Consider the following 279-nt stretch of genomic DNA (forward strand, 5'->3'; position numbering starts at 1 on the left):
GGTGGTGCGCTTTCCTTCCGGCCAGGAGACCGAATTTGGCGGTCAGGCCGCCTATCTCATGCGCATCTTCGGTATCGACGGCACCACAATCAGCCAGAAACCGCTCGAAAATACGCCGGACACCATCCGCCTTGCGCAAGACGCGCGGTTGAAGGCGAGGCTTACGGACTATGTCCGCGCCAATGCCGGTGCAATCGATCTCGGCGTTTACGAAATCCCGGATGAATTCCTAGCGAAGAAGGTCATCTCCTGGTCGACCTTCGGCAGTGCCAGGCAGGC

The 279-nt window shown here is 59.5% G+C and carries 1 pseudogene; it reads left to right on the plus strand.

The annotated features are described in order from the left end of the window. Positions 1-279, plus strand: a pseudogene (locus tag EN857_RS34400) (hypothetical protein); the annotation flags it as partial.

The sequence above is a fragment of the Mesorhizobium sp. M4B.F.Ca.ET.214.01.1.1 genome, from assembly GCF_004791545.1.
Classification (GTDB): Bacteria; Pseudomonadota; Alphaproteobacteria; order Rhizobiales; family Rhizobiaceae; genus Mesorhizobium; species Mesorhizobium abyssinicae.